Source organism: Cohnella terricola (assembly GCF_007786475.1).
Lineage (GTDB): Bacteria > Bacillota > Bacilli > Paenibacillales > Paenibacillaceae > Cohnella > Cohnella terricola.
On record NZ_VNJJ01000002.1, the window covers coordinates 457,910 to 478,749 of the forward strand.

General features: G+C 52.5%; 22 protein-coding genes. 9 read left to right on the forward strand and 13 right to left on the reverse strand.

What is annotated here, in order from left to right; genetic code table 11:
- Window positions 1-39 precede the first annotated feature (39 nt).
- The 4 genes from FPZ45_RS05245 to FPZ45_RS05260 all read right to left on the reverse strand — a co-directional run bounded on the left by FPZ45_RS05245 (window position 40) and on the right by FPZ45_RS05260 (window position 4,303).
- Window positions 40-702: a DUF3221 domain-containing protein gene (locus FPZ45_RS05245; RefSeq protein ID WP_144699121.1), complete on the reverse strand. Its 663-nt coding sequence runs from the start codon at window positions 700-702 to the stop codon at window positions 40-42.
- A 70-nt stretch (window positions 703-772) separates the two neighbouring features.
- The gene (locus FPZ45_RS05250; RefSeq protein WP_246120328.1) at window positions 773-2,008 is read right to left on the reverse strand and encodes an MDR family MFS transporter; all 1,236 of its coding nucleotides are present in this window, start codon (window positions 2,006-2,008) and stop codon (window positions 773-775) included.
- 610 nt (window positions 2,009-2,618) lie between these two features.
- Window positions 2,619-3,419, reverse strand: a complete 801-nt coding sequence (locus FPZ45_RS05255; RefSeq protein WP_144699125.1) for a hypothetical protein — start codon at window positions 3,417-3,419, stop codon at window positions 2,619-2,621.
- Window positions 3,420-3,499: 80 nt separating this feature from the next.
- Window positions 3,500-4,303, reverse strand: coding sequence for an AraC family transcriptional regulator (locus FPZ45_RS05260; RefSeq protein ID WP_144699127.1), 804 nt, complete (start codon window positions 4,301-4,303; stop codon window positions 3,500-3,502).
- A 127-nt stretch (window positions 4,304-4,430) separates the two neighbouring features.
- Here FPZ45_RS05260 and FPZ45_RS05265 point away from each other — a divergent pair, with 127 nt between their 5' ends.
- A complete protein-coding gene (locus FPZ45_RS05265) occupies window positions 4,431-5,783 on the forward strand; it encodes a glycoside hydrolase family 30 protein (protein WP_144699129.1) in 1,353 nt (450 codons plus the stop codon).
- Between the two features lie 85 nt (window positions 5,784-5,868).
- Window positions 5,869-7,065 carry an alpha-hydroxy-acid oxidizing protein gene (locus FPZ45_RS05270; protein ID WP_246120329.1) on the forward strand — a complete coding sequence of 399 codons (1,197 nt, stop codon included), beginning with the start codon at window positions 5,869-5,871 and terminating at the stop codon, window positions 7,063-7,065.
- 8 nt (window positions 7,066-7,073) lie between these two features.
- Here FPZ45_RS05270 and crcB (FPZ45_RS05275) read toward each other — a convergent pair whose 3' ends face one another.
- From crcB (FPZ45_RS05275) to FPZ45_RS05290, 4 genes are all read right to left on the reverse strand, one after another.
- Window positions 7,074-7,445: a fluoride efflux transporter CrcB gene (gene crcB, locus FPZ45_RS05275; protein ID WP_144699131.1), complete on the reverse strand. Its 372-nt coding sequence runs from the start codon at window positions 7,443-7,445 to the stop codon at window positions 7,074-7,076.
- Window positions 7,442-7,846, reverse strand: coding sequence for a fluoride efflux transporter CrcB (gene crcB, locus FPZ45_RS05280; protein ID WP_144699133.1), 405 nt, complete (start codon window positions 7,844-7,846; stop codon window positions 7,442-7,444). Before crcB (FPZ45_RS05280) ends, crcB (FPZ45_RS05275) begins: the two co-directional genes overlap by 4 nt.
- 13 nt (window positions 7,847-7,859) lie before the next feature.
- Complete coding sequence (locus tag FPZ45_RS05285) at window positions 7,860-8,822, reverse strand: alpha/beta fold hydrolase (RefSeq protein ID WP_144699135.1); 963 nt, start codon at window positions 8,820-8,822, stop codon at window positions 7,860-7,862.
- Between the two features lie 115 nt (window positions 8,823-8,937).
- Window positions 8,938-10,137 (reverse strand): ROK family transcriptional regulator, encoded by a 1,200-nt coding sequence (locus FPZ45_RS05290; RefSeq protein WP_246120330.1) that lies wholly within the window; start codon window positions 10,135-10,137, stop codon window positions 8,938-8,940.
- Between the two features lie 361 nt (window positions 10,138-10,498).
- Here FPZ45_RS05290 and FPZ45_RS05295 point away from each other — a divergent pair, with 361 nt between their 5' ends.
- The 3 genes from FPZ45_RS05295 to FPZ45_RS05305 all read left to right on the forward strand — a co-directional run bounded on the left by FPZ45_RS05295 (window position 10,499) and on the right by FPZ45_RS05305 (window position 12,062).
- Window positions 10,499-11,098, forward strand: coding sequence for a chromate transporter (locus FPZ45_RS05295; RefSeq protein WP_144699137.1), 600 nt, complete (start codon window positions 10,499-10,501; stop codon window positions 11,096-11,098).
- 23 nt (window positions 11,099-11,121) lie between these two features.
- A complete protein-coding gene (locus FPZ45_RS05300; protein ID WP_144699138.1) occupies window positions 11,122-11,661 on the forward strand; it encodes a chromate transporter in 540 nt (179 codons plus the stop codon).
- Window positions 11,662-11,801: 140 nt separating this feature from the next.
- On the forward strand, window positions 11,802-12,062 hold the full coding sequence (locus FPZ45_RS05305) for a hypothetical protein (protein ID WP_144699140.1): 261 nt from the start codon (window positions 11,802-11,804) through the stop codon (window positions 12,060-12,062).
- Window positions 12,063-12,070: 8 nt separating this feature from the next.
- On the opposite strand, the gene FPZ45_RS05310 is transcribed toward FPZ45_RS05305, so the two are convergent.
- From FPZ45_RS05310 to cls, 3 genes are all read right to left on the reverse strand, one after another.
- Window positions 12,071-12,535 carry a hypothetical protein gene (locus tag FPZ45_RS05310; protein ID WP_144699142.1) on the reverse strand — a complete coding sequence of 155 codons (465 nt, stop codon included), beginning with the start codon at window positions 12,533-12,535 and terminating at the stop codon, window positions 12,071-12,073.
- A 187-nt stretch (window positions 12,536-12,722) separates the two neighbouring features.
- Entirely contained in the window at window positions 12,723-13,556 is an 834-nt protein-coding gene (locus FPZ45_RS05315; protein WP_144699144.1) for a hypothetical protein, read from the reverse strand.
- Window positions 13,557-13,672: 116 nt separating this feature from the next.
- The gene (gene cls / locus FPZ45_RS05320) at window positions 13,673-15,118 is read right to left on the reverse strand and encodes a cardiolipin synthase (protein WP_144699146.1); all 1,446 of its coding nucleotides are present in this window, start codon (window positions 15,116-15,118) and stop codon (window positions 13,673-13,675) included.
- Between the two features lie 180 nt (window positions 15,119-15,298).
- On the opposite strand from cls, the gene FPZ45_RS05325 reads away from it, so the two are divergent.
- The 3 genes from FPZ45_RS05325 (at window position 15,299) to FPZ45_RS05335 (ending at window position 17,127) form a co-directional block, all read left to right on the forward strand.
- Entirely contained in the window at window positions 15,299-15,919 is a 621-nt protein-coding gene (locus tag FPZ45_RS05325; protein ID WP_144699148.1) for a rhomboid family intramembrane serine protease, read from the forward strand.
- A gap of 130 nt (window positions 15,920-16,049) precedes the next feature.
- Complete coding sequence (locus tag FPZ45_RS05330) at window positions 16,050-16,391, forward strand: hypothetical protein (protein WP_144699150.1); 342 nt, start codon at window positions 16,050-16,052, stop codon at window positions 16,389-16,391.
- Window positions 16,392-16,413: 22 nt separating this feature from the next.
- Complete coding sequence (locus FPZ45_RS05335; RefSeq protein WP_144699152.1) at window positions 16,414-17,127, forward strand: metal-dependent hydrolase; 714 nt, start codon at window positions 16,414-16,416, stop codon at window positions 17,125-17,127.
- 335 nt (window positions 17,128-17,462) lie between these two features.
- On the opposite strand, the gene FPZ45_RS05340 is transcribed toward FPZ45_RS05335, so the two are convergent.
- Entirely contained in the window at window positions 17,463-18,464 is a 1,002-nt protein-coding gene (locus tag FPZ45_RS05340) for a cell wall hydrolase (protein WP_144699154.1), read from the reverse strand.
- A 629-nt stretch (window positions 18,465-19,093) separates the two neighbouring features.
- Between FPZ45_RS05340 and ytaF the strand changes: the two genes are divergently transcribed.
- Window positions 19,094-19,726, forward strand: coding sequence for a sporulation membrane protein YtaF (ytaF, locus tag FPZ45_RS05345; RefSeq protein ID WP_144699156.1), 633 nt, complete (start codon window positions 19,094-19,096; stop codon window positions 19,724-19,726).
- A gap of 74 nt (window positions 19,727-19,800) precedes the next feature.
- Here the strand turns inward: ytaF and FPZ45_RS05350 are convergent, their stop codons facing one another.
- Window positions 19,801-20,814 (reverse strand): glycoside hydrolase family 130 protein, encoded by a 1,014-nt coding sequence (locus FPZ45_RS05350; protein WP_144699158.1) that lies wholly within the window; start codon window positions 20,812-20,814, stop codon window positions 19,801-19,803.
- Window positions 20,815-20,840: the final 26 nt, after the last annotated feature.

Sequence of the window (20,840 nt, forward strand, 5' to 3'; positions counted from 1 at the left end):
TTAAGCCTTGGCAATCCGGCCGGGGCTTAAGGCTTCTTCTTATTCCACGATCACTTTAAGAGCTGCCGTCTGTCCTGGATAAGACTGATGGACGAGTCCGGTCGTCCATACTTTCGCTTCCTTGCCTACAAGGGACGTATCGAATTGCCTCGTCGGCTCCCCGTCGCCGAAGACGATCTTGCCATCCTCGGAGAGTTCGATCCAGTACGCTTCCGGATCGTCGGTATTGCCGTTCTTTTTGCTCTCATTTACGACCAGTATTCGATTGCTCATCTCATCAACCGATCGAATCTCCCCCGTCACGAAAGGAGCTCCACTGCAGCAGGACAATACGGAAATGTCTATTGGAAACTCTTCGCCGATTTCTTCGAATAAGCTATCCCGAATCGCGTCGACATCCGCCTGTGTCAGTTCGCGTTCGACATCGCCATAGCTGCGGATCTGAAGCATCAGTTTGTCGTCCCCCGTGCCAAGCGTCTGCCACGCCACCGAGTGGCGCCTCTCGATCTCCGGCCAGATTTCCTGAACTTGGGCTTGAATCGCTTTAAGCCCTTCCGCTGGTGGAGACGGATTAATCGGAGGTTTTGCGGATGCGAACGGAACCTTTAACGGCGCGGCAGCTGCTCCGCCCCCTTCGGGCGAGCCGGTCGTTCCGCATCCACTAAGAAGCGCAGCGAACAAAACAAACACGAATCTTTTCATAGAACCCCCCCACTTATAGGAAACCTTGGGATTTTCCTATTAAACGGTGCAGCTATCGAAAAGGTTGCGCTTAGGTCGATTTGGAGAGAGGTATGCGTTGTCTCGTACGCAAGCCTTCCCCTACCCTGTAAAATACGATCGCGAACATCGCCACGACCGCCATCGTCAGGAACAAGACCGATCCGTTGTAGCGGCTGAGCAGCAAACCTCCGACCCACGGCCCCAGAAAATGGCCCAAATTACTGAAGGACTGCGCCCCGTAATAAGCTCCCCGCATTCCTTCCGGCGCAATTCGATCCGTAAGCATATTCCCTGCCGGATAAGTGAGCATCTCGCCGAACGTAAACACGATCATCGACAGGATAAACATCGCCCAGCCGTTCGATAGCCCGAATCCAACGTTGCCGAGCGCGTAGAAGATCACTCCGGCGGTTAACACCGCTAAAGGACTGGATTTGTCCGCCCGCTTCGTAAAGGGAACTTGCAAAACGACGACTGTGATTGCGTTCACGCTCATCATGACGGCGAACAATGCGACCCCGTCGACGAATTTGTCTCCGACGTATTGGGATAGCGTAACCGTCATCTGCGAATAGCCGATTGCGGTGACGATCCCTCCTAGCAGATAGTAGCGAAGAACGACGTCATTTCTCACAACTCTCCACACCGATAGGAACGTGTTATCCGATTTCTTCACGCCTTCGATTTTCTTGATTCCGAATCGATTCAGCAGCGCATACAAGGAAAATGCATACACCAAATAGATTACTCCGGTAATATAAAAAGGAAGCGTGCTGTCCAGTGCGGCGAACAAAGCGCCTAGCAAGGGTCCGACGGCAACGCCAATGTTGATGGCCAGATAACGCAGAGAGAATACTTGGAACCTCTTTTCTTTTTCTGTCAGATCCGCCATCAGAGCTTGCGAGACCGGCTCGTAGAACGACCTGCACAACCCGTTAAGCAAACTGAGCAAGAAAAATATAAAGACGTTGTTAGCCATCGCGAAGCCGAGAAACACAATTCCCCATCCGACCAGCGCTCCAATCAGGATTTTTCTCCGACCGAACAAGTCAGACAACGTTCCGCCAACAAAACCTCCTACCGTTCCCGCCAGTGACCCGGCCCCGATGATCAGCCCAATCATTACCGCGCCGACATCCGTGTGTTTGGCTAGATAGATCGCCAGAAAAGGCAAACTCATCGACGAAGCGAGCCGGGCCAGAACGGTTCCCAGCAACAAGGAATGTACGATCGGATGATACGCTCTGCCGAATTCGAGAAGACGGCTCCATTTGTTATTTTTCATAAGTCGACGCCCCATCCGATTGTTTCATTGTGCGAAACTACGTTTCAATTTTTAAACTATTTTACCGGATTTACCTGCCCATCGCTACTCTTATTTTTGTAATAAAGGAGGGAGAGCGGGGCCGATAGAGGACCGACAGTACGTTACTGGAGACGTTGGCAGTACGTTGAGCAGCTATAAAGCACTGTCAGTGCATTATTGGTTCGGTGGAGGTGCGTCGAGCAATCTTAGAGCACTGTCAGTGCGTTGTTGGTACGGTGGAGATACGTTGAGCAGCTATAAAGCACTGTCAGTGCATTATTGGTTCGGTGGAGATACGTTGAGCAATCATAGAGCACTGTCAGTGCGTTATTGATTCGGTGGAGGTGCGCCGAGCAGCTATTAAGTACTGTCAGTGCATTATTGGTTCGGTGGAGGTGCGTCGAGCAGCTATTAAGCACTGTCAGTGCGTTGTTGGTTCGGGGGAGGTGCGTCGAGCAATCATAGAGCACTGTCAGTGCGTTGTTGGTTCGGGGGAGGTGCGTCGAGCAATCTTAGAGCACTGTCAGTGCATTAAAGCTACTAAAAATACACCCGTCTCCCATAAGACGGGTGCATCCAACTTGCCCACTTATTGCAGCAGGCTAATCATCTGTACGACCGGTCTGCCGTCCCCTCTTAGCTTCACTTCCCTGCACCGAAGCTGCGACGAGCCGTCGCCGTCAAGGAAAATGCCGTTTACGAGCCGTCCGTCTCCGATCTTCTCGACGATCGCTTCGCGGAAGGCAGCCAGCGTTCCTTTCGTGGTACTGACGATCAGATATAGATTGCCTTCTTCATCGTACACGGCCGCTGACCGCAGGGAAGCCTGATCCGGCAACGGCGCGGCTTCTGCCGCCGCTTGCTCCGTCCAGCTCTCGCTCCTGTCCAGGCTCATGCTAATGCCGCCTTGCGCCCAGTATCTCGCGCGATCAGACACCTCGATCTCGGATGCCCGACGCACGACTTGTACGCTAAACCGATTCAGTTCGCCGTCCCAGACCAACGTTCCTCGCGCGTATTTGACGTTGGCAGCGCCAGAACCGAATTGGTCGATCTCCTTATGTACAGGAACGTCATTCATGACGGCAATGCTGAGCAAAGCGTCGTCGTAGAAGAACCCTCCGTTGATCCCATAGAAGGGAGCCGCAACCAAGTTGTTGCTCACGGATTCCAGCTCGATATTGGACGGCTGCGTGAGCAAATAGTGAAGCTCCATGCCGTTGCTAGCTGCAACGGAATCATACTTATAATCGCGTGGCATATTCGTCTCGTCGTCGCTTGGAGTTCCCCATATCCCTCGGAGTATAAAGACGACGGACAGAATAATCGCCCCCAAGCCGACAACCGATATGCCCGCGATTCCGATTTTCGCTTTCGTTGCCGTTTCCACTCGTTCATCCCTATTCCGTCTGCCAAAGTTAGGCTCATTATAACACTATTACCATCAGCAAATTCAACCAATTTGTCTTGTTATCCTCGCTGCCGCTTCTTCCGATAAGCGCCTGGGGAGATCCCGTACGCGGCCCGGAATACCCGATGGAAGTACGTATAGCTGCTGAGTCCCGTCTCCAAAGCGATCTGTTCTAGCGGCAGAACGCTGTGGTCGAGCAAGTCGACGGCATGCGAAAGCCGAAGCTGCTGAGCGTACTGCATCGCGGAGATCCCAAAATGGTCCTTGAACAGATGCACCGCGCGCGACACGCTCAGCCCCGCATGGCTTGCAATATGCTCCAACTTAAGAACCTTCGAGGCGTTCTCTTCGATGTAATTACGCATCTTGATCGCAAGAAAAGCGGATGCCGACTGCGCGAGCGGCGCTTCTTCCAAAGCGCGGTCCAGCAACAGCAACAAAGTGCGGACGATAAGCGAGACCAGCTCCGGGTGTCCGCCGTCCAGCCGTCTTTTCTCCAGAAACAGTTGATGCCATGTTCCCTTGATCCGCTCGTCTTCGGCGATCTTCCGGCATGTAGGCCGCGTTTTCTCCGCCCACCACTCGTCCATGCCTGCTCCCGTGCACATCATGAAATAGTCGCCGCTCGGCTTCATTTTCTCCCCCGGGGCCCCGATTCTCAGCTCGTAGACGTCTCCCGGCTTAAATAGAAGCAAATCTCCGGGCATGACGTCCGTCAGCTTCCCATCGATCAACGCTTGGCTGATTCCCTCCAACTGCAATCGGATAATATAGGTATCGAGCCCATTCCGGTATTCTTGCTTAAAAGGTTCCCCATGCCTGGAATGGCCGCACAAATGAACATTAACGCTGCCTACCGCCAATCTCTCCACCTCGATTCCATTAACAGAATGACCATATCGTATATGTTTTCAGTTATATTGTTTCTACAAATTCCGCTTTGGTTCCTTCTATAATTAAAATAACTATAGTCATGGAGGCTGACGAAGCATGAGCCAAAGATCAATTAGAGTCATTCAAAGCGAACAGCATTCCCAAGACAGACTGACGGAGAAAAGCTCCCTGGCTTTCCGCAAAGACGAAAAAGGCGTGGAAATGCAGTTAATCAATATTTACGAAGATCTGAACTATCAGACCATCGTCGGATTCGGCGGCGCGATTACCGAAGCTTCCGCGGTTACGGCGGCCAAGCTCGGCGAGAAAAACCGCAACGAGATTATCGATGCGTACTATGATGCGGAGAACGGCATCGGTTATTCGATCGCGCGCACGCATATCAATAGCTGTGACTTCTCCCTCGGCAACTACGCCTACGTCGAAGAAGAAGATCCATCCCTGTCCAGCTTCGATATCAGCCGGGACAAAGAAGCATTGATCCCTTATATCAAACAAGCGGCTGCGACGGCCGGAGACGGATTCTTGTTATATGCCTCGCCTTGGAGCCCGCCCGTCTGGATGAAGACGAACGGCGAAATGAACAACGGCGGCAAGCTGAAGCCGGAATACAACGACGTGTGGGCCCGCTATTACGTCAAATTCGTCGAAGCTTACGAAGCGGAAGGGCTGCCGATCTGGGGTCTGACCGTACAGAACGAGCCTAAAGCGGTACAGATCTGGGATTCTTGCATCTATACGGGCGAAGAAGAGCGCGACTTCGTCAAAAACCATCTGGGACCAGCCCTTGAATCCTCAGGACTATCCCGCATTAAGCTGATGATCTGGGATCACAACAAGGAACGCGTCTACGATCGCGCGAAAATCGCCTTCTCGGACCCTGAAGCGTCGAAGTATATTTGGGGCGCCGGGTTCCACTGGTATTCCGGCGACCACTTCGAGGCGTTATCCGCAGTCCATGATCGCTTCCCGGATAAACAACTTATCTTCACGGAAGGCTGCCACGAAGGCGGCGTCCAGCTCGGTTCTTGGCGCAGCGGCGAACGTTATGCCCACGATATTATCGGCAATCTGAACAATTGGATGTCCGCATGGACCGACTGGAACATCGTCCTAGACGAGCAAGGCGGCCCGAACCACGTCGGCAACTACTGCGACGCGCCGATTATCGCCGATACCACGACGGACACGCTCACTTACCAAAGCTCTTATTATTACATCGGCCATTTCAGCAAGTACATCCGCCCCGGCGCAGTCCGAATCGGCTGCACCAAATATTCCGAGAAACTCGAAACGACGGCCTTCAAGAACGTAGACGGCACGATCGCTGTCATCGTGCTAAACCGCACTGACGAACAAGTGCCGTTTACGCTTCGCAACAACGACGAGATTGCGGAAACTTCCATCCCGGCTCACGCGATTCAAACTTTGCTGTTTCCTTGCCCGTAATCGAACCTTCGGCGAAAAGCCGTCTCGCAATTGACGAGACGGTTTTTTTGTCGTTATAAAGCTTATCCAATAGGGGTAGGACTAAATGAATACACAAACGATTGCGGAGGTGCGCGAATTGGCGTTTCAAAGCGAAGAAATCCAAATGAAAAGGTATCGATGCGGAGACGACGCGGCCAAGCAGTTGCCCGTCTCGTACGACGAATGGAGAGAACGGGCCAAACAAATTCTGGCGGCTTCCCCTTTCGGATACGTGCATGGCGCGGCGGGCGCCGGTGATACGAAGCGCAGCAACGTAGACGCCTTTCAGAACTATCGGATTCGCCCGCGAATATGCTGCGATATTTCCGAATGCGATCTCTCCGTCTCGTTGTTCGGACGCCAATTGCCCGTTCCCTTTTTGCTTGCGCCCATCGGGGTTAACACGATCCTGCATCCGGACGGGGAGACCGCTCCCGCTCTGGCGTCGGCGAATCTAGGCATCCCTTATATTCTAAGCAATGTATCCAGCATATCGCTCGAACAGGTCGCGGAAGCGATGGGGGACCATACGCGGTGGTTCCAGCTCTATCCGCCGAAAAATCGCGAACTGACCGTCAGCTTTCTGCAGCGGGCGGAGAAGGCCGGTTATAGCGCACTCGTCGTAACCGTAGATTCGACCCTTCTCGGCTGGCGGGAAACGGATTTGCAGAACGCTTATTTGCCTTTCCTGACCGGGCAAGGAATGGGCAACTATTTCAGCGATCCGGTATTCCGCAGCCAACTCAAACAACCTCCCGAGGAAAACGTCGAGGAGGCTGTCAAACTTGCGCTCGATGAAGGAAACAATATCTGCTTCACTTGGAAAGAGTTCGATTTTATTCGCGATCAGACTCGGCTTCCGTTGTTGATCAAAGGCATTACTCACCCGGACGACGCCGTGATGGCGATGGAACACGGAGTCGATGGCATTATCGTATCCAACCATGGCGGACGACAGCTAGACGGAGCGGTGGCCACCCTCGACGCCCTTCCTTCCGTAGCCGAAGCCGTAAACGGCAAAATTCCCGTATTGATGGACAGCGGCATCCGCAGAGGAGCCGATATCCTCAAAGCGATCGCGCTCGGCGCCTCAGCCGTTCTGATCGGCCGCCCCTATGCTTACGCATTGGCCGTCGCGGGGAAAGCCGGCGTCGAGGAGGTCATCCGGCATTTGATCGCGGAGACGGAGCTTCAACTGGCGATATCCGGAAGAAAAACGATTCGGGACGTGGATTCTTCCCTGATCGTCAAAGTGCGTTAAGCTGCAGCTCAGCCGTTCCCGAGCGTGGTTCCCCAGACGAATCCGGCATATGCCAGCAATATTCCGAGAAAATAGCTGCCCCCGATATAAAGGAACAATATCTTCCACTCTTTCTTTTCGATGAGCTGGACGTTCTCGACGTTAAAAGTCGAGAACGTCGTATAAGCCCCCATAAATCCCGTCCCGAACAATAAATAAACGGCGTCCCCCCATGCCCCGCCAGCCAATAATCCGAGCAGGAATGAACCGGTCAAATTAATGATCAGCGTAGCCCACGGCATAGCGGACGGAAAACGGCGATTCATCCAAACGCTTATTCCATAACGAGCGCAAGCTCCGAAGAACCCTCCGGAGGCCACAAGAAGGAGATGGCCGATCATCGTGGCTCATCTCCTTTCGCCGGTCGACGAGCATAACGCCGGGATATCCCATGGCCGATCCAAGCCAAGGCAAGCCCTCCGAATAAGCTGATTAGCACATAAAGCAATGCTACTCCCAATTGGCCGTCTTGAACGAGAGTAACGGACTCCATGCTTAACGCGGAAAACGTCGTAAACGCGCCTACGAAACCCGTGCCGATCCCTAATCGGAGCCACGCGGGCATGTTCGGGATCGAAGCCGCCCAGCCGGAAAACCACCCCAAGAACAAACAGCCTAGGAAATTCGCGGTTAGCGTACCGAACGGAAACGGCGACGCCCACCAGTCTTGCGCCCATAACCCGATTAAATATCGCAACATGGCGCCGCATATTCCGAACAAGCCCACCGCCAGCGTTTTCATTCGATAGTCTGCCTCAATTGTCGCCCAGGAAGAAACGAATCGTCCTGTCCGTCGCGCCGGGCAGATGCTCGTGTCCGAAATCCGGATAAACGACCAACTGCTTCGGAGCGGTTATTTTGTTATATGCCGCGAATTGCGTGGAAGGCGGACAGATCGTATCCATCAGCCCGACGAACATCAGCACGTCGCCGCGAATCCGGTTGGCCAAGTGCTGGAGATCGATATAACCGAGCTTCGTGAAAATATCGTCTTCGCGCTCGTGCAGCGGATCGAAATGACGGAAAAAAGTTCTCAGCTCTTGGTAAGCGTCCTTCGCCAAATCCATCTCCCATGTCCGCTTGTAGTCGGTCAAAAACGGATAAACGGGAGCCAGCCTCTTCACTCTAGGCTCAAGAGCCGCGCATGCGATCGTCAGCGCACCGCCCTGGGAAGCACCCGCCGCATAGACGCGCTCCGGATCGACTTCCGGCAGTCCGATCGCGATTCCCGCAAGCTGCGCCGTATCCAGGAAAATGTGGCGAAACAGCAGATTGTCTTCATGATCGTCCAACCCGCGGATAATATGGCCGTCGTGGGTATTGCCTTTGACGCCGCCCGTATCTTCTGACGAACCGCCTTGACCGCGGCAATCCATGGCGAGTACGGAAAATCCGAGCGAAGCGTACGCCAGCTTATCGGCCCAGTCGCCCGCATTCCCCGTATATCCGTGAAAGAGTACGACGACGGGATGCGGTTCTGTTGCGTTGCGGGGACGAACGTATTTCGCATGAATTCGCGCTCCCCGTACGCCGGTGAAATAAAGATCGAAACATTCGGCGGTCGGCGTTTGGAATGGGCTCGGCACAAGCTCGACCTGAGGGTCGACGGCCCGCATCTCCGCAATCGCGCGCTCCCAGTAAGCGTCGAAGTCGTCCGGGCGCGGATTGATGCCTTGATATTGCTTTAGTTGCTCAAGCGGCATGTCGATTTGCGGCATTGATGTAACTCCCCTTCAGCTATGAATGATTTATCGAAAATGGACAATGCCCCCACATCTTACCACATGCTCATACGGTTCACATCTATTTTGTACTGTCGACACTTCCGGCTGTTTATTGGATTTTCATCCCTTTCCATACCATGAAAGCAGCCCCTGTCGCCACGGCATCCTCCCGCAGCTCGCCCTTGGTAAATACCGGCTCGTATTGGGGATAATAATAAATGTTCTTACGCGCGATCTCGATCGCCGTCTCGTAGAAGCGGTCGAACGAGTTCATCAAAGCGCCCCCGAGCACGACCATTTCCGGATGGAACATATTGATCATGTTGGCCAAGCCGATTCCAAGGTACGACGCGGCTTGCCTGAACATTTCTTCGACGGGCGGATTACCTTGGCGAAGCTCCTGCAGCAGATGATCGTACCGGATTTGGTCGGGCGGCACCCGCAGCTTGTCCGTCCAGGCTTGTCCGCCCATTTTCGCCCTAGCTTGCGCCAGCTTCTCGAGCGCCTGCACGGACACGAACGCTTCGAGCGCGCCGAAGTTGCCGTCTTCGTTCAGACGGGGACCGTCCGTCTGAATGATCATTTGGCCGATCGCCCCTTCCATGTCGATCGAACCGTGTATGATCTGGCCGTAAGACATCATGGCGGAACGTAATCCGACGCTGGCATGAACATACAGCATATGCATCGGCTTCGATCCTCGCATTGCCCGCTGTTCCCCCATGAGCGCCGCATTCGCCCCGTTCTCGAGCATCGCGGGAAAACCGGTTCTCTCTTCAATCATCTTGCAGATCGGAACATCGACCCATCCCGGAGAGGAAAAATACAGCGGCTTCAAAATCATCCCGCGCTCCCGATCGAGCGGTCCGACGGCGCCTATGCCTACGCCGACCACTTGCCGCGGATCAATCTTATGATCGCTTAGGATCGCTTTCATGTTCGCGGCGACATGGTCGACGACGCGCTCAGGTGTCATCGCTTCGTCCATGCGCCATCGCGTGAACGACATCGGGTTCATCCGCACGTCAAAGAACCCGAGAGAAGAAGAAAATCGGGAAATTTCCAATCCGAAGAAGTAACCGAACTCCGGATTCGTTTCATATAGAATCGGTCTTCTGCCGCCGCTTGACGGCCCGAAACCCGAAGCAAGAATAAGCCCCTCCGACACCATTTCCTCCAACAGCCGGGTCAGCGTGCTGCTGGTCATCGAAAACCGGGCGAGCAGCTCCGCCTTGGAGACGACGCCATGCTCGGCGATGTGGGAATAGATCAACTGTTTCGGCGACGTAAGTTCGTTTGTTCGCTGCAAGGGAATGCCTCCCTTAACCAAGTAATCTCATTGGAAATTTACATTAGAATATTATATCGAATATTACGCAGTGCGGCTACTGGCCTTCGTTCGCACGCACGCCCTGTCATCCACCAACCAAGGCACTTTTTTGGCCTTCGTTCGCACGCACGCCCTGTCATCCACCAACCAAGTCACTTCTTTGGCCTTCTTTCGCATGAAAGCGCGCCCTTTCCATATGCCCCCTCGCAAACTAAATACAATTTCGAAATCAAGATAGGTCATATAACCGATATAAAAACTTTTGATAGACCATTTTCGGGAAACTTAAATCCAAAATGAAATAAAGATGATATACTAGCTCAGGAAGGAGAGAACACAGATGAATGTGAAATGGCAGCAGCTAGGATCGATTTTCTTAACCTTTCTGAAGATGGGGCCTTTTACTTTCGGTGGAGGTTACGCACTCATTCCGGCCATCGAACGGGAGATCGTCGACAAGCGCAAATGGTTAAGCTCTCGCGAAGTAGCCGATATGATCACGGTCTCCGGCTCCGTGCCCGGAGCGGTCGCCGTCAACTCCGCCACCTTCATCGGCTACCGGATCGCCGGCGTCGGCGGAGCCTTGGCCGCTCTTCTCGGTATTTTTCTTCCTACTTTCGCCTTGATGATCGGGCTATCGCTCGTATACCTTCATATAAAGGACAATCCGAAGGTCGAAGCCGCCTTCCTCTCGATTCGCGCTACCGTCGTTGCGCTGATCGCCTACGCCGCCATCAAGATCGGCAAATCCGCCATCGTCGATTTCACAACGGGAGCACTTGGCGCGATTGCCTGCTTGTTGCTCTTAGGCGGAATACATCCGATATGGCTGGTTGCATTCGGTGCCCTTGCGGGAATCGGAGTCGTGAAGCTCAGAACGCTGCGCGGCAAGAAAACGAAGCTCGAAGAAGAGGAACCCGTGTACGACTACATGATATAACTTTGACATAATGGGGAATGGGCATGCTTATCGAATTGTTTCTTACTTTTTTCATGGTCGGAACCGTCTCCTTCGGCGGCGGATACGCCATGATTCCGCTCATTCAGGAAGAGGTACTGAATCGGTACCATTGGATGGAAGCGTCGCAGCTTGCGGATATCGTGGCCGTCGCCGGCATGTCGCCCGGTCCGATTGCCGCCAACATCGCGGTAGCCGTCGGTTACCACCAAGCCGGCATCTTCGGGGCAATCGTCGCTTCGTTGGCGATCATCCTGCCCTCCCTGATCTTAATTCTCGCCGCCGGAAAACTGTTCTTCCGCTTCCGGGACAACGCGCTCGTAAAGTCGTCCTTTTTCGGACTCCGGCCCACGGTCGCGGGCATGATCATATACGCCGCAATCGTGTTCGCGCAGCATTCCGGAATGACGACGGATTTCAACTGGTTCACGTGGAGTCAAATTCTGATCTTCGCCGGATCTTTGGGCGCTCTTGTTTTCCTGCGTAAGCATCCGATCTCGGTCGTCCTGATCTCCGGCTTGGTCGGCATTGCGCTGTACGGATAGTAGGCAGATGTTTTTTTGACAGATTTATTCCAGCAAGGCATAATAAAGGAAATCATACCGGGGAACCACCTCACAAAGCCGAACACGAAAAGTGTTTCTTTGCGGGGTGTTTTTTTGATCATGGATCGGGGGACCGAGCAATGAAAAAGAAAACGTACGAGGAACTCGTGAAGGAGTCCCCCGTGACTTACGAGATGTACGCGAACATGGCCGACGATGGCAATCGCTACGAGATTTCAAACGGCGTTCTGGAACTGATGAGCCCTTCCCCTACGTTTATTCATCAATCCATCTGCCACGAAATGCAGATTACCCTCAACGCAAGCTGCCGCAACGAGTATATTATTGTTCCATCGCAGCCGAATCTCGATCCCGTGCCACCCGAGATGCTGAAGGATTAAGCGCGATATTATGAAGCGCCCTTGACAGGCCGGACCGCGGAACTCTGGAACTCTTCTGAAGGACTGAACCGAGCTTTTGAATGGCTACGCCGACTCATTGTCGCTTTTTGCAACAATGGGAGGGGGCTGCCTCCCTCTCTCGCCACCATTGCTGCTTTTTGCGACAATGAGAGGGCATTGCCTCCTTCACTCACCGCTATTGTCGCTTTTTGCGACAATGAGAGCCGATTGCCTCCCTCTCTCGTCACCATTGCTGCTTTTTGCGACAATGAGAGCCGGCTGCCTCCCACTCTCGCCACCATTGCTGCTTTTTGCGACAATGAGAGCCGATTGCCTCCCTCTCTCGTCACCATTGCTGCTTTTTGCGACAATGAGAGCCGATTGCCTCCCTCTCTCGTCACCATTGCTGCTTTTTGCGACAATGAGAGGGCATTGCCTCCTTCACTCACCGCTATTGTCGCTTTTTGCGACAATGGAGGGTGCCGCCCAACAAAGCTGCGCCGTTCTGGGTATATACACTCTGCGAGATATCCCCAGTATGCACACACCTTATCCACAGCTTTATCCACATATCCATACAAAAAGAGCGCGGACCTGTTCGCTAAGGCCGCGCCTCTTACTTATTCTTGCTCCGCAATGCGCTAATTGATCCACAGGTTGTTACACCGGAGCAGCGTAACGATAACCATGCATCACGGAACGGAACTTCGTCTTATTTTGCTGCAAAACCGTCAACGAGTAGCCTTCCTCGCCGATCCATTCATAACTGAGCGCATATCCGGCTTTAGACTTCGTGACGAATAGAATCTTGAACATATCCGGCGCGATCGTTCCTCCGTCGTCCACACGCCAAGTAGATTGATCGTCGTCATTGCCTTCGAAGTCCTCGAAGAGCAATCCAGACTCGGTTTTCAGGACGAGACTGGCAAGCGGTTTCTGCCCCTTCTTTCTCTCGAACGTCACTAGTCCGATCTGCAAATTCTTGGAGACTTGACCCAGCAACGCCTGTTGAGCCACCTTACGCTTCTTTGCCTTCTCAATGCCGGCGATATCGCCTTTCGCGAACGCCCCTTTGCTTAAGGGCTTATAATTCAGAAATTCATGCCCTTGAAAAGCGCCTTTTTCCGCCAGAAGCACACTTTCGTTCCCCGGGATCTTTCCTTTAACGACGGCATACAGCTCGCCAGCGTCCCGATCGAAATTCCATTGGTTTTGCCTGCCGTTGCTATCTTCCGCACGCTTCTGCTGTTTTACGTATCGCACGTCCGCGATTTTGCCAGGAGCGTAGATCGCCTGCGCGTACCTTTTCTTGCCGTCGCCTTCAGGATTCAACAATCGCTGTCCGGTTTCGTCCGCATAGGCGAACCTAAGCCGATCTCCGTTCAATTGCCCAGTGCTTGTTGCCGATGCGGCCGTTACGGTCGCGGGCGAAGCAGCTTGGGTGACGCCCCCGATCAACAACATGCTGGCCAATAACAAAATCAATCTTTTCACCGACTCACCTTCCAATATAAGAGTTGGGCGTTCTCGCCTTTAATTCATCTTATGGAATAACGTTGCTAACCCGGAAAAAGTTTCCGATTGGTCGAACTTTAAATCATGCATGCCGATTACAATATCGGAGACACCAACCGGGATACGGATTCCTTGATGCGAATCCATCTGGAGCGCTGCGCGTACCGTTCAAGAGTAAGTGCCTCCGACTGATCGACGTCTTCCTTGAACGCTTCCTCCAGCCTTTCTGAGATGTCCTCGTCGTAAATAAACGCGTTCACTTCAAAATTCAGCTTAAAGCTTCTTACATCCATGTTCGCCGTGCCGACGGAGGCGATCTTCCCGTCCACGACGATCGTTTTGGCATGGATAAAGCCGTTTCGATAGAGGTAGACGGACACCCCTAACTTCAATAATTCTCCGATATGGGATAGCGTAGCCCAATAGATGAACGGATGATCCGGCTTGTCCGGAATCATGATCTTCACCTCGACGCCAGATAATACCGCAATGCGAACGGCGTCCAGAAAACCGGCGTCGGGAATAAAATAAGGTGTCTGGATGCAAATGGAACGTTTGGCGGAAGAGATCATTTTGATGTAGCCGTTCTTAATATATTCGAGCTTCGACTCTGGACCGCTGGACACGATCTGCATGCCCGCCGTCCCCGCGGCTTCCGGCTCCGGGAATAGATTCGGGCTGTAATGTATATCGGCGCGCGAGGCCTGATTCCAGTCGAGAATAAACCGGATCTGCATCGCATGGATGGCTTCGCCCCGAATCCGCAAATGCGTGTCCCGCCAGTATCCGAATTTCGGAGCCAGCCCCAGGTATTCGTCTCCAACGTTAAAACCGCCTACGTATCCGACTTTGCCGTCAATGATAACTAGCTTGCGATGGTTCCGATAGTTCAACCGAAAGTTGATCATGCGAAATTTCGAAGGGAAGAACGCCTCCGCGATCCCGCCCGCATCGCGAAGCTCCTGCAAGAAACGCTTATTCACGCTTCTCGATCCCAATTCGTCGTATAACAAACGTACCGTGACGCCGCCGCGTGCTTTCTCCGTCAACGCCTTGATCAGCTTAGCGCCAAGTTCGTCCCTTTGAATAATGTAGTATTGGATGTGTATATGATCCTTGGCTTCTGCGATATCGCGGAACAGACTTTCAAATTTTAGCTTGCCGTCCATAAGCAGTTCTACTCCGTTGTTCTCGGATAGAACGGCATGATTCGCGTTCAGATGCATGACGACGAGTTCTCGATATTCGATCGCCGAAACGTTGCGCATCACGCTCTCGCCTTCGCTTAGCCGAGCCAATTGTTCCCGCGCTTCCTCTCTCGTTCCGATCCGATCGATTTCTTTCCATTCGAACAACCGGATGCGCTTGTAATTTTGCGCGAGAAACAGATATAAGATAAAACCCAGATAGGGAATGAAATATAGTACGAGCAGCCATGCCCAAGTCGAGCCGATGTCCCTTCGTTCCCGGAAGATGACGACGGAAGCGAGAGCCATATTCAGAATAAGCACAAGACCTAGAAACAAGGAAAGCCAATCCATGTCGTAAACCTCCCCGAAGTCGCCCCCGCGATTGCGAGTCCACTATCGATATTAGCAGGGAGTGGGCAAAGATTCCAGATGCTTGTAACGAGATCGGCCGGTTTCCTGTTTTCTGGAGAAAATGAATATCGAATGGTATAGTATGGGATATAACGAACGAGGGAAGGAACGGGATGACCGATGATTTTCCAACGTAACGAATCATTCAAAACTTATATCCGATTTTACCCCGTTACCTCCTTCATCTTGGCGCTTAACCTGATCGTATTTGTGATCGATTATCTGTTCCTGGATCAAGAATGGACAATAAAAGGCATGTACTACTTGGAGCACGTGTTCAACCGGTATGGATTAGACGAGCCTTGGAGATACGTCACTTCGATCGCCCTGCATGGCGGATGGGACCATATTCTGTTCAACAGTTTTTCCATTCTCGTATTCGCTCCTCCGCTGGAAAGATTGCTCGGGCATTTCCGTTATTTCGTCTTTTACTTATTATCCGGAATCGCCGGCAACATCATGACCACGATCATAAAAGCGGGCTCGGATTATGGCTCCGTCGGCGCTTCGGGTGCGATCTACGGCTTGTTCGGCGCTTACTTGTTCCTGGCCGTATTCCGCAAATTCGCATTGGACGAAGCGACGCGCAAAACGATCTTCTTTATGCTGGGATTCGGTCTCATCTATTCGATTATCTTGCCGAATATCAACATCTGGGCGCATATCGGAGGCGCGATCGCCGGATTCGTCATGATGAGCATCTACGCCGCGAGCAGACGAAGAAGAAGGAATCACGCTTAATTCGAAGATGTGACGATTCCGTTGCAGAACGTTCGAGCGTCAGCGCGTTGCAGTAAACTATGATAAAATGTTCCAATGGTCTATTCTGGGATTATCATGCGAATTATGATCGATTGAGAGGAACTTCATTGTGAGCATCGTAAGAATTACTGGAGAATTGAGCAAGGACCGGTACGACGTTCAGGTTGTTCCGTGGAAGCTGCTTCTCGAGACGAATCGGTATTACGAGATCAAACCGGAGCAAGGCGCCGTGAAAAGAATATACAAAGAGAAGCTGAACACCGCTACGATCGAGACGAAGCAATATGCCAACGGCACGCTGTCCTGCTCGGCTTTCTGCACCGAAGACCGTATCGAGGAGCTCCAACGGGACATCGTGAAGCAACTGCAGACGAGAGTAATTGCTTATATGGAAGATCTGCAATTAAATCAAGTCGCTTTAAATCGGCAGTTAATCAACTTGGAAGCCTAGACGGCTAAAAGGAGGATGAACCATGGAAATTACATACCACGGACACTCTTGCATCCAGATCGTGACGGAAGGTAAATCCTTGCTCATCGACCCGTTCTTGCGGGGCAATCCTCTGGCGGTGACGAAACCGGAAGACATTCGCACCGACTATATTCTGCTGACCCATGCGCATACCGATCACATTCTCGACGCGGAGCCGATCGCTCGCGCTAACGAGGCTACGATCGTCGCGACGTTCGAGCTGGCGACGTACATGTCCTGGAAAAAGCTCAAAACGATCGACATGAACATCGGCGGTACGGTCGATCTGGGCTTCGCCAAGGTCAAAATGATCCAGGCTTTCCACAGCTCGGGCATTTTCCTGGAGGATGGCCAAATCATTTACGGCGGCATGCCCGCCGGCTTCATCGTCGAGGCCGAAGGCTTGACGCTGTTGCACGCCGGAGACACGGCGCTGTTCTCTGACATGAAGATGATCGGCGAACGGCATTCGATCGATGTCGCTATCCTGCCGATCGGAGACCACTTCACGATGGGGCCGGACGATGCGCTGCAGGCAGCGGAATGGTATGGCGCCAAGCACGTCATCCCAGTCCATTACAACACATTCCCGCCAATCCGCCAGGATTCCGAAGCTTTCGTGCGGCGCCTAGAAGCTCAGGGCCAGTGCGGAAGCGCGCTTGCTCCCGGAGAGAAGCTCGAGATCACGGCTGCCGGCTTGCGCGGCGGCAAATAAACGCAAATCACCCCCCGGCAAGCCGCAACGGCCTGTCGGGGGGTTCCTTGTTACACGTAATTGTGAATACGATGATTTTCATCGCTATCGAGTTCTGTGGGCAGCATTTGCTACGGATTAGCGATGTTTATCATCCTACTTATTGCTCCCAGACCGCTGAGAGAAGAGATAACCGGTCTAAGTACGATATTTTACATCGTTAATATGCCTCATTGGCCCTAATTTTGAATGGATAACGATGTTAATCATCACTAATACAGCGAGCATTCGCTGTGGCGAAAAGCAAAACGGGATCCGGACGCTAAGGCGCCAGATCCCGTTCTGCTTTTCCATACTTATTTCGCGAACCGATGGCTTCCGATCGTTCCGATCGTCTCGAGACCGGACCAGAAAGCGCCCTTAGTCACTTTCGGGTTATAAAAATAAACAGCGTCGCGCACGTTGTTCTTCCCGTTTAACGCATCCTTGGCGGCGCGCAGCACGCTCGCGTTCGGCGTGCTCTTGTCGAGCAATCCGTTGTGGGCGGGCGGGAACTGCTTGCCCGAATAGATCACATCGCGAATCGAATCCGGGAAACGCGAGTCCGCGACGCGATTAAGCACGACGTTCGCCACGGCAAGCTGGCTATCGTACGTCTCGTAGCCGACTTCGACCTGAACAAGCTTAGCCAGCAAGCGGTAGTCTTCATCGGAGAAAGGGGCAGCCTCTTGGTCGAATATCGAAGGAATGACGACTTTCAGCGCGGTCCCTTCCGTCGCTTCGCCGGCTTCTTTCAAGCCGTTCCGCTTTAATAGAACAGATTTATTGACGCTATACTCCTTGCCGATCTCCGTCAAGCCGTAATCTTCCTTCACGACGACCGGATTGACCGTCTCCAATTCGGCCAATTGCGCATCCGCATCCCACTTAACCTTCGCATGCAACAATTCCGCGACATGGCGAAGCGGAATATATACTCGGCCATCCACGACAAAAGGCGCCGTATCCATCCGGTAGCGTCCCTCGTTGAAGTAAACGACCGGCACTCCGTTGCTCAGCACGATTGTATCTTTATTCGCCGTATTGATCGTGATGGCTTCATTGTCGGAATCCCACGCGGTCTTGGCCTTGAACAAGACCGCCAGGTCCGCGATCGGCAGAAACAATCTTCCATCCGATACCCGCACCGGGTCGGTTAGCTTTACTTCCGTTCCATCGACTTTAATCGTGACGCTATTCGCCACGGAGGCTCCCGACTTACTGGCGGCGGAAGCCGCCGGCAGCGCGATGTATAGCAGGAGCAGGGTAATACATGCAACGAGCAATTGCCCGCGAATAAGCTTGCTACTACGGAGCATGATAACCTCCCGAGAAAATGATCGTCGTATCCTAACGTTTTAAGACTCCTGTAAAAATATATCACATCTTGAAGCGCTTGCAGGATTAACTTTTTCACACAATTAGGATAAGCATGGAAAAAACCGGAGATATCGAGGTCGAATGACCTGAAATCTCCAGTTTTTATAAGCGTATAGATATTTTTATTTCTGGAGATCGATCATGCATTTGAACAAGAGGATCGGAAGCGCTCCAACCGCGATCATGCCGAATCCTAATCCTTTAAGAAAAGCTTTAACATATTCCATTGCACACCCTCCGCCCTTGAGTGAAAGTCTCGTGTTTGTTAACACTTTATTCAACTGTTGAGCGGGCGTGCTTGAATTGACGGCTAAGTGTTGAAGAAATCTCAACAGTGTGACGATCACGCATCGATAACGCGTTGAATGTACGGATCCGACTGCTTCTTTTTTATCAACAGTTGATGCTCATACAGGCACTTTTCTCAACAACGCTAATATAATGCTTTGGGATGAGAATCAACTTCGGGGGTGACTTGGATGATGTCTGACTTTTCTTAAATACGATGGAGATGAGGCGGCGGCAGCTTGAAAGAGGAGAAAAATAAAAAGCCAAAGGAGTTTTGGATATGACATCATGGTTAATTATTGCGGCTTTAACCTTTTCGTCAAGCATCGATAATCTGGGAGTCGGCTTATCATACGGTATACGCAATATCCGTATCAGCCTGCTTTCCAACTTGTTGATATCCGTCATTTGTTTTCTTTTCAGCGGGTGCGGGATTTACTTCGGAATGTGGATTTCTCAAGCACTCCCGGGAATCCTTCCCGTCGTATTGGGTGCTTTCATCCTTGTCATTATCGGCATTCGGATTATATTGTTGGCCGTTCCGCGCAAGCCTCAAGCGTCCGGCCATGAGAGCACCCGGAAATCCGGGCGTTGGTCAAAGCTAATCAACGGTTCCGGCGAACCCAATCCCGACGGTTCTACAAGCATTGGCTGGCTTGAATCCGTCGTCTTGGGAGTCGCCCTTTCGGCCAATGCGTTAACGAACGGAATCGGGGCCGGTCTGCTCGGGTTTTCTCCTCTGGTCATTTCCATATTGGCCGCTGTAGGCAGCTTTGTAACAGTATGGGCCGGCGTAATGTTCGGCGTGAGGTTAAACCATGTCCATATCGGTAAATTCAACATAGGCCAGTTCGGAACGCTGATTAGCGGGGTATTATTGTTGATCGTGGCTTCTATGGCCTTTCTGGATTAAACGAAAAGCCGGATGAAATCTCAGGTCTTGCACCTGATTTCTCGTCCGGCTTCATCCTAGCCTGAATGAAAAAACTACCGCTGATTAAATATATGATCTACCAATTCCTTAACGGAAACCGTCGCAAGGCCGATGCTGGTGTCGCAGCATCCGTAATAAATATAGAGCATATCATCGACGACCAAGTTGGCCGTAGGAAATACGACGTTGGGCAGAACCAATCCGATCCGTTCGTAGTACGCCTCCGGTCCCATAATCGGAAGACGCGTTCTTGCGATCACCTTCCGCGGATCTTCCAGATCCAGCATCAGCGCGCCAACCCGATAGATCGACTGCGAATCGACGCCGTGATAGAGCACGAGCCAGCCTCTGTCCGTCTTCACTGGAGTCGCCGCGGCACCGATCTTTGTGCCTTCCCACTCGGGATTCTCCGCTACCGCAACCAACTCCGGATCCTTCCACTCCAGCAAATCGTCCGAGTAGCTGATCCAGATGCCCGGGGATTTCGTGCCGTACTTTTCTCCGACGTATTGCATCGGCCTGCGAAGAAGGGCAAACCGCCCGCCTATTTTCTCGGGAAACAAAGCGTTATCTCTGTCGTCGATCTCTGCTGGTGTCGTATAACTATGCGGAGTGAAATGAATGCCGTCCTTCGATACCGCAATTCCGGAACGCGTAATCATCGGTTCCACGCCGTTATCCGCCCATTCGGAATAATGTTCGGGGTAATAGCTCGGTAATCCCGTCCCGGTCGGCCAGCAATCGAATGAGTATGGCTGCAGCGCATAGCACATGTAATAAGTGCCGTCCATATGCACGACGCGGGCGTCCTCCACGCTTCCGCCGGGATACCCGAGCATCTCCGCCTTGAAGATCGGAACGTCTTTGACAGCGGTAAAAAACACGCCGTCATCGCTTTCAAGCAAGCCTATACTGGTCTGAAAAGGACGAAGGGAGCCAGCGGCTCTCTCGTACATATAGAATTTTCCGTCGACTCGTATGACTCCCGGGTTGAATACCGCGGCCTTCCTCCACTCATATCCGCCGGGCATGACAATCGGGTTGTGCTCGTTCCTCTTGATGATCATGTCTTCTCTCCTTGAGATTCGGTTGT

What these genes read in the sequence shown, in the direction of transcription:
- crcB (WP_144699131.1), bottom strand. Translation starts at nt 7,445, where the DNA reads ATGATCGGCCATCTCCTTCTTGTGGCCTCCGGAGGGTTCTTCGGAGCT.
- FPZ45_RS05285 (WP_144699135.1), bottom strand. Translation starts at nt 8,822, where the DNA reads ATGCCGCAAATCGACATGCCGCTTGAGCAACTAAAGCAATATCAAGGC.
- FPZ45_RS05340 (WP_144699154.1), bottom strand. Translation starts at nt 18,464, where the DNA reads ATGCTCCGTAGTAGCAAGCTTATTCGCGGGCAATTGCTCGTTGCATGT.
- FPZ45_RS05350 (WP_144699158.1), bottom strand. Translation starts at nt 20,814, where the DNA reads ATGATCATCAAGAGGAACGAGCACAACCCGATTGTCATGCCCGGCGGA.
- FPZ45_RS05325 (WP_144699148.1), top strand. Translation starts at nt 15,299, where the DNA reads ATGATTTTCCAACGTAACGAATCATTCAAAACTTATATCCGATTTTAC.
- FPZ45_RS05335 (WP_144699152.1), top strand. Translation starts at nt 16,414, where the DNA reads ATGGAAATTACATACCACGGACACTCTTGCATCCAGATCGTGACGGAA.
- FPZ45_RS05265 (WP_144699129.1), top strand. Translation starts at nt 4,431, where the DNA reads ATGAGCCAAAGATCAATTAGAGTCATTCAAAGCGAACAGCATTCCCAA.
- FPZ45_RS05270 (WP_246120329.1), top strand. Translation starts at nt 5,869, where the DNA reads ATGAATACACAAACGATTGCGGAGGTGCGCGAATTGGCGTTTCAAAGC.
- FPZ45_RS05245 (WP_144699121.1), bottom strand. Translation starts at nt 702, where the DNA reads ATGAAAAGATTCGTGTTTGTTTTGTTCGCTGCGCTTCTTAGTGGATGC.
- FPZ45_RS05250 (WP_246120328.1), bottom strand. Translation starts at nt 2,008, where the DNA reads ATGAAAAATAACAAATGGAGCCGTCTTCTCGAATTCGGCAGAGCGTAT.
- crcB (WP_144699133.1), bottom strand. Translation starts at nt 7,846, where the DNA reads ATGAAAACGCTGGCGGTGGGCTTGTTCGGAATATGCGGCGCCATGTTG.
- ytaF (WP_144699156.1), top strand. Translation starts at nt 19,094, where the DNA reads ATGACATCATGGTTAATTATTGCGGCTTTAACCTTTTCGTCAAGCATC.
- cls (WP_144699146.1), bottom strand. Translation starts at nt 15,118, where the DNA reads ATGGATTGGCTTTCCTTGTTTCTAGGTCTTGTGCTTATTCTGAATATG.
- FPZ45_RS05295 (WP_144699137.1), top strand. Translation starts at nt 10,499, where the DNA reads ATGAATGTGAAATGGCAGCAGCTAGGATCGATTTTCTTAACCTTTCTG.
- FPZ45_RS05305 (WP_144699140.1), top strand. Translation starts at nt 11,802, where the DNA reads ATGAAAAAGAAAACGTACGAGGAACTCGTGAAGGAGTCCCCCGTGACT.
- FPZ45_RS05300 (WP_144699138.1), top strand. Translation starts at nt 11,122, where the DNA reads ATGCTTATCGAATTGTTTCTTACTTTTTTCATGGTCGGAACCGTCTCC.